The organism is Enterobacter sp. HMSC16D10 (assembly GCF_001807145.1).
Taxonomy (GTDB): Bacteria; Pseudomonadota; Gammaproteobacteria; order Enterobacterales; family Enterobacteriaceae; genus Enterobacter; species Enterobacter roggenkampii.
Genome location: NZ_KV787874.1, coordinates 1 through 6,292 on the forward strand (window position 1 = coordinate 1; position 6,292 = coordinate 6,292).

The following is a 6,292-nucleotide window of genomic DNA, read 5'->3' on the forward strand; positions in this document are numbered from 1 at the left end:
GGAAGTCCCTTCCATTCGTTAAGGTCGTTTTTTGACCTTCCTACTTTAGCTGGCCGCAGCCGACGAAACTTACCGGAAGCCGGTATCCGGTTGCTTTTCCAGATATAATCGCCTGTAAGATTGATGTGTTCCCAGCCTAGCGGGGACAAATGCGATAGCAGTCGCTCGTTGATCTTCATCCCTTTACGCTTCAGGGCATCGACCGCTCTTTCCATATAGATGGTATTCCACAGCGAGATAGCTGCCGTCAGCAGCGTCAGTCCGCTGGCGCGGTAGCTCTGATTTTCCGGTTTACGATCCCTGATTTCACCCAAACGGTGCTGGAATACCGCGCGCGCCAGCGCGTTACGGGCTTCTCCTTTATTCAGTCCCGCCTGTACCCGCCGACGAAGTGCCGGATCGCGGAACCAGTCGAGCATAAACAGCGTTCGTTCAATACGGCCAATTTCCCTCAGTGCTTTGGCAAGTCCGTTTTGCTTGGGGTAGCTGGCAAGCTTTTTAAGCATCAGGGATGCCGTCACGGTTCCCTGCTTTATCGAGGTTGCCAGGCGCAGCACTTCACGCCAGTGAATTTCGATCTCTTTCAGATTCAGGCTGGTTGTTGATATCAGTGACTGAAGCGCCGGGTATTGGTCTGCTTTCCCTTTGATAAACAGCTTTTTGTCGTGGAGATCCCTGATTCGTGGACAGAACGCAAAGCCTAGCAGATGCATCAGGGCAAAGACATGATCGGTGAAACCAGCTGTATCGGTGTAATGCTCCCTGATTTCCAGGTCGCTTTCGTGATACAGCAAACCATCGAGAACATGGGTTGAATCCCTGACCCGACTTATTATGCAGGTGTAAAACGGGCTGTATTGATCCGAAATATGGGTATAAAACTGACGTCCAGGTTCTTGCCCATATTTCGGGTTAACCTGCCCTGCGTAGCGGCCTGAGCTGCCTGTTCTGAAATTCTGTCCATCTGATGATGACGTTGTTCCGTCTCCCCAGAATGCCGCCAGTGGTCTTTTTCCCTGCGCATTTACCAGCTCAGCAAGCGCGGCTGAATAGGTTTCGTCGCGGGTATACCATGCCTGAATATCTTCGAGTGATGATTTGGTGCTCCCGGGGCAGGCTTCTGCCATTTTGGTCAGGCCAAGATTGATGCCATCCGCAAGAATGGTGGTGAGGAGCTGGCGGGTATCGGGACGGGTAATGTCATTTTTTATATGCGAAAAATGACGGGTAAACGTCATCCAGCAGTTTACCTCGTCGAGAATTTCCGTGATTTTAGGTCGCGGTAGCATGCTGTAAACCAGTTCTGCCAGCGGTGAAACCTGTGCCGGAACGCAGTTATCCAGCGGAGAGACTTTTACGCCCTTGTCGGATATTTCCACATCGGGCAGTTCACCAAGGGCAGCCATGGCATTGACCTCTTCAAGTCTGGACTGAAGCAGAGTCATACGGCTGGCAATGTACTCATGATAATCAGCAGATACGGGCAGTGGCAGCGCCGGTGTGAGTTTGTCAAAGTCCTTTTCGGGAATGAGGTAATCATCAAAATTTTTGTAGCGGCGTGAGCCTTTAACCCAGATGTCCCCGGAGCGCAACGCTCCCTTAAGCTCGCTGAGCGCACAAAATTCATAATACTGCCGGTCAATACCCGCAGGTGTAATCACCACCTTGCGCCAGCTTTCAGGGACAAACTCAAGCGGCGCAGTCGCCGGAACTTTACGTGACTGCTTCCGGTACATATCCTTGATCACAACCAGCGCATCAGCCAGAGGTTGTGCTGCCGGGGTTGCGACTAACTGTAAAGCGGACAACATGCGCGGGGCATATTTCCGTAATGTGCTGTATTTCTCAGTAATAATATGCAGCGGGTCAAAATTATTTTTTCTGGCGAGATGGCGTGTTTCCTCCAGACTGGCGACAAATTCAGGCCACGGGAGTATGTTTTCTATTGCGAGCCATGGATCGCCACCGGAGTCGCGGGCATCAGACAGCGCCTGACCAACATCGATGTACTGCCTCAGTTTGGACTGGATCAGCTTTCCGGTCTGCTGAAGGCGCTCAGCCTGTGTTCTTTTGGCTTTGTTGAAAAGGCTGTTCAGCATTCGTTCATGCAGCTCAATCACTTCGTCTGTCAGTGTGGCTCTGGCTTCTTCCAGCACGCAGACCAGGATCGCATGACGGCGGGCTGCTGAAAATCGGGTCAAATCCCGGCTACTCATCTTTCGGCCTTCCCGCGCCAGTTTCAGCAACCGGTTCTGGTGAATGGTACGATCTATACCTTCAGGTAATGCCAGCGATTCAATGCTGCTGAGCCGATCAAGATGTTGCAGTACGTTCTTACCATTGATTTTACCCGGCGGTTGCAGAAGCCATGTCAGCCTGGAAGGCTGATTATCTGATGACTCAAGTAAACGATCCAGGGCATCCCGGTGCGCCGGAGTTAACGGGGCATTCAGGGTCTGAAATACGATTTTATCTCCGCCAGCCATGGCCTCCGCACAGGTCCGCTCCACGACATCAATCGCGGGAATTATCACGTTGTTCTGCCGGAGCCAGACCAGTAACTCTTCGGCCAGGAGAATACCTTTATCGGTGCGCGTCGCCATCGACAACAGGTGCGTAATACCGTCCTGCTGTATTTTGCCGGTGAACGCCTTTACGCCAAGATAGCGGTACAGTTCGGTTAAATGCTCACGCCGGGTCGTATCCCTGCCGGAAAGGTAAGCAGGCCAGAGATCCCCGGTAAGCTTTAGCCTGCTGGCGATATGCTTCAGCAGCGCATCAGAGGGTGGGATTTTTTTATCCGGAGCAAAGCCGACATTTTTCAGGTAGCAAAGAAGGACGGCAAAACCAAAACGGCTGGCAGGTTTACGGTGAGCACTGATAAGTGCCAGATCATGCTCACTGAAATAGGCCATTCGGGTCAGCGTTAACTCATCATCTGGCAATGCCAGTAATGATTCTCTTTCCGACAGAGAAAGAATCTGCCTCCTTGCCATATAGTTTCCCTCATAAATTATTCGGTTCGGTATTTTTAACAAGAATGCTTATCGCATAAGGGTACACCTTGACGCCACAACCAAAACGTGACGGCACACGATAAATGACATAACCTATATGCGATAGAATAAATGCAATAACCTAAATGCGATAACGCGGTGGGAAAATGTTCATCAGAGCTTATTTAAGGGCATCGACGGAAGACCAGTTCGCCGATCGGGCAAAAGAGATGCTGGAGCAGTTCGTCCAGGAACGGGGGCATAAAATCGCCAGCTACTACCGGGAAAATATCAGTGGCACAAAACTTGAGCGCCCGGAACTAGGGCGCTTACTGATGGACAGTCACCACAATGATATTTTATTGGTCGAGCAGATAGACCGTCTGACACGTCTCAGCAACAGCGACTGGATGACGCTAAAAAAACAGATAGAACAACATGAGCTGCGAATTGTCAGTCTTGATGTGCCCACATCATGGCAGGCACTGTCAGATAAGGACCCTTCGCAGGCCGACCCGATAACCCGCGCAGTAATAACCGCCATCAATAACATGCTTATCGATCTGATGGCCGCAATGTCACATAAGGACTGGCTGAGCCGCCGCCAGCGGCAAAAACAGGGAATCGAGCGGGCTCATACAATTGGAAAGTACCGGGGTAAGCAGGCCGATCAGGAACGGCATCAGAAAGTCCTGTACTACCGGCAGGTAAAGAAACTGAGTATCCGGGAAACGGCGGATGCTACAGGCTACAGTGCTTCACAGGTTTGCCGGATACAAGCGCTTCATAAAAATAATGAAACTGCCTGAAAGGCTGGAATAACGGTGTTTATTTGCAGTCATGGCCTAATAGTTAGCGCCCTGTAACAACTTTTGTGATTAGCAGCCTGACGCATCATCTATGTAAGGAAAGTCCGCTGTGTGCCAGAAGCGGACTTTTTAAAAATATTGCGTGCCCAACAATTGGGCGCAGGTCACATCAAGTACCCTCAGAATTATAGAGAATACCTGAAATTTTTGTAGAGCGAGGTTTGTTACCCTGCCCGACCAGCGACATGTGGTTAGTTTAGTGATCAGAAATGTCGAGCGTTTGGTCGTTCATTGACGCGGGATCTTCCAACGGTTCCACATGAGTGGTGATATGGATAAAAGGCAGTGCGGTGCGGATATCATTCTCTATACGCTCGGCCCAGTCGTGCCCATATTGAACAGTCCATCGCCCAGGAACTAGGATGTGCATTGTCATAAACGCCCGCCCGCCAGCCTGGCGTGTACGTAGTGCATGGAAATCAAGCCCCTGTTCACGATATCCTGCCAGCAGTGACTCGATTTTTTTGAGTTCTTCCGTGGGTAGCGATACGTCCATCAGACCTGCAGCTGAACGACTCATAAGCTGATAACCAGTCCAAACGATGTTGGCTGCGACCAGCAATGCAACGATCGGATCGACCCAAAACCAGCCGGTCAGATAAACCAGTCCGACACCAAAAATGACACCGACCGACGTCCAGACATCGGTCAGCAGGTGATGAGCATCTGCCTCAAGAGTGATAGAGTTGTGCTGCCTGCCAGCCCTTAACAAAATGCGAGCCGTCACAAAATTAAGGATTGATGCGACTGTTGAAACCAGTAATCCGAGACCAATCTCCTCAAGCGGCTGTGGAGTTAACATCCGCTCAACTGCGGTATAGGCGATACTGGCTGCCGCCAATAGGATCAGAAATCCTTCGAAAGCACTCGAGAAATATTCGGCTTTGCCGTGCCCATATGCATGGTTCTCATCGGCCGGAAGCGCAGCCAAGGTCAGCATCCAGAGCGCCATTAGGGCTCCTGCGAGGTTAACTACGGATTCGATGGCATCAGATAGCAGACCGACCGAACCGGTCATTTTCCACGCCACACCTTTGAGTCCGATAGTGGCAATAGCCGTGGCAATGGAAAGCCAAGCGTAGTGCGTCAGCGGACGAGGTAACCCTTTTGTTTTAGTCATTATTAACTTCCTAAAATAGGACGACTAACTCACATTTCTATCCATGATAGATAATTAAACAATCATTTCGCCATGAATATTTTTTCGTTTTTATTAAATTTAATTAAAAAGTCTCTGCAAGTGCTGTTTCATCTTCTAGTAAACTAAATTTTATTTTTAGGGTTTTCTTCAACTTGAAGTAATATTATCTCACAACAGATTAGTCACTTAGGTTAACTGAGCGGCTTTTATATTTTTCAATTAAAATATGCAAAACTCCCATTGCACCATGTGCATAAAAATAGACCTCAATGAAAGTAGTAAAGAACTTATGCCAGTGGATTACTGTTTCAGCCAGATTTGACTGCATGGTATTCAACAAGAACCATAGGCCACCTGAAAGTGCTACAATTAGCAATGCTAGAACTCCAAATCCTTGGATTGTACTGGCAATACCTCCCGAATGTGCATCGGGCAGTCGGAAACTAGTCAACGTTTTTATATCTTGCTTAATACCACTAAAGTCAAGCCCTACCCATGAAAAATAATAAGTAAAACCTCTTTGAGTAAGCATCCAACTTAACATAATAAAACCACAAATAATCAGTCCTAACCCTGAAATAATGTGCATCCAGGTTATAACTCCTTCAAGACTATGTTCACCAATTGCTTCGGTCTCTGTCAGATTAGAGTTAATAATTTGTGATAATATTAGAAATGCCACAATGATGTGAAGAATACGAAAAAAAGGAGCGTAATCATGGGGTAATAGATTCCAGAGTCGCAATTTCATTAATGAGTCCTTAGTAAATTTATCGATGATCTTAATCATACAAAAGAATTATTAGGATAACCTTAATTCTTAAAATTGCAGCAGGCATTAGTTCACCTCTGATATGGCCACTTGCGAAATGGGAATGGTAACTGTTATTACTATGTATTTACTTGCTGTTCTTGTTACGCAGCCCCTTAAACACATTACTTTCAAATATGATTTCCTGCTGGGTTTAAATATGTGTCTTTCTATAGTGCGGCAACCTATTTTTACACCAACTCATGAATTAAATAAGAATCATAAATTAAATGAGAGGTTTAATTCTCTTGCTTAACGCGATGATATTAAATGGAAATTTTAATTTTTGTAATTTATTAAACAGTTAGAATGAGACATGGTAAATACGATCTTCCTTTAGATAATTCTGATAGCACTTTTTCTACTGGGCAGTCTGCAATGTCCGCTTCTCGCTCAAAGCTGCCTGTCAAAGTGGTCAAGCTCTACCACAGCTCAGAGGTACAAAAAATCACCTTAACGAATGGAAGGGACTTCC

The 6,292-nt window shown here is 47.5% G+C and carries 4 protein-coding genes; 1 reads left to right on the forward strand and 3 read right to left on the reverse strand.

Annotated elements, in window-relative coordinates:
- Positions 1-2,996, reverse strand: a 2,996-nt coding sequence (locus HMPREF3143_RS10815; protein ID WP_070533016.1) for a Tn3 family transposase, incomplete at its 3' end; no start/stop codon positions are given.
- A 167-nt stretch (positions 2,997-3,163) separates the two neighbouring features.
- Here HMPREF3143_RS10815 and HMPREF3143_RS10820 point away from each other — a divergent pair.
- Positions 3,164-3,805 (forward strand): recombinase family protein, encoded by a 642-nt coding sequence (locus HMPREF3143_RS10820; RefSeq protein WP_001567361.1) that lies wholly within the window; start codon positions 3,164-3,166, stop codon positions 3,803-3,805.
- 256 nt (positions 3,806-4,061) lie between these two features.
- Here HMPREF3143_RS10820 and HMPREF3143_RS10825 read toward each other — a convergent pair whose 3' ends face one another.
- Positions 4,062-4,985: a cation diffusion facilitator family transporter gene (locus HMPREF3143_RS10825; protein WP_000167917.1), complete on the reverse strand. Its 924-nt coding sequence runs from the start codon at positions 4,983-4,985 to the stop codon at positions 4,062-4,064.
- Positions 4,986-5,184: 199 nt separating this feature from the next.
- The gene (locus HMPREF3143_RS10830; RefSeq protein ID WP_001515348.1) at positions 5,185-5,757 is read right to left on the reverse strand and encodes a cytochrome b/b6 domain-containing protein; all 573 of its coding nucleotides are present in this window, start codon (positions 5,755-5,757) and stop codon (positions 5,185-5,187) included.
- Between the last annotated feature and the right edge of the window lie 535 nt (positions 5,758-6,292).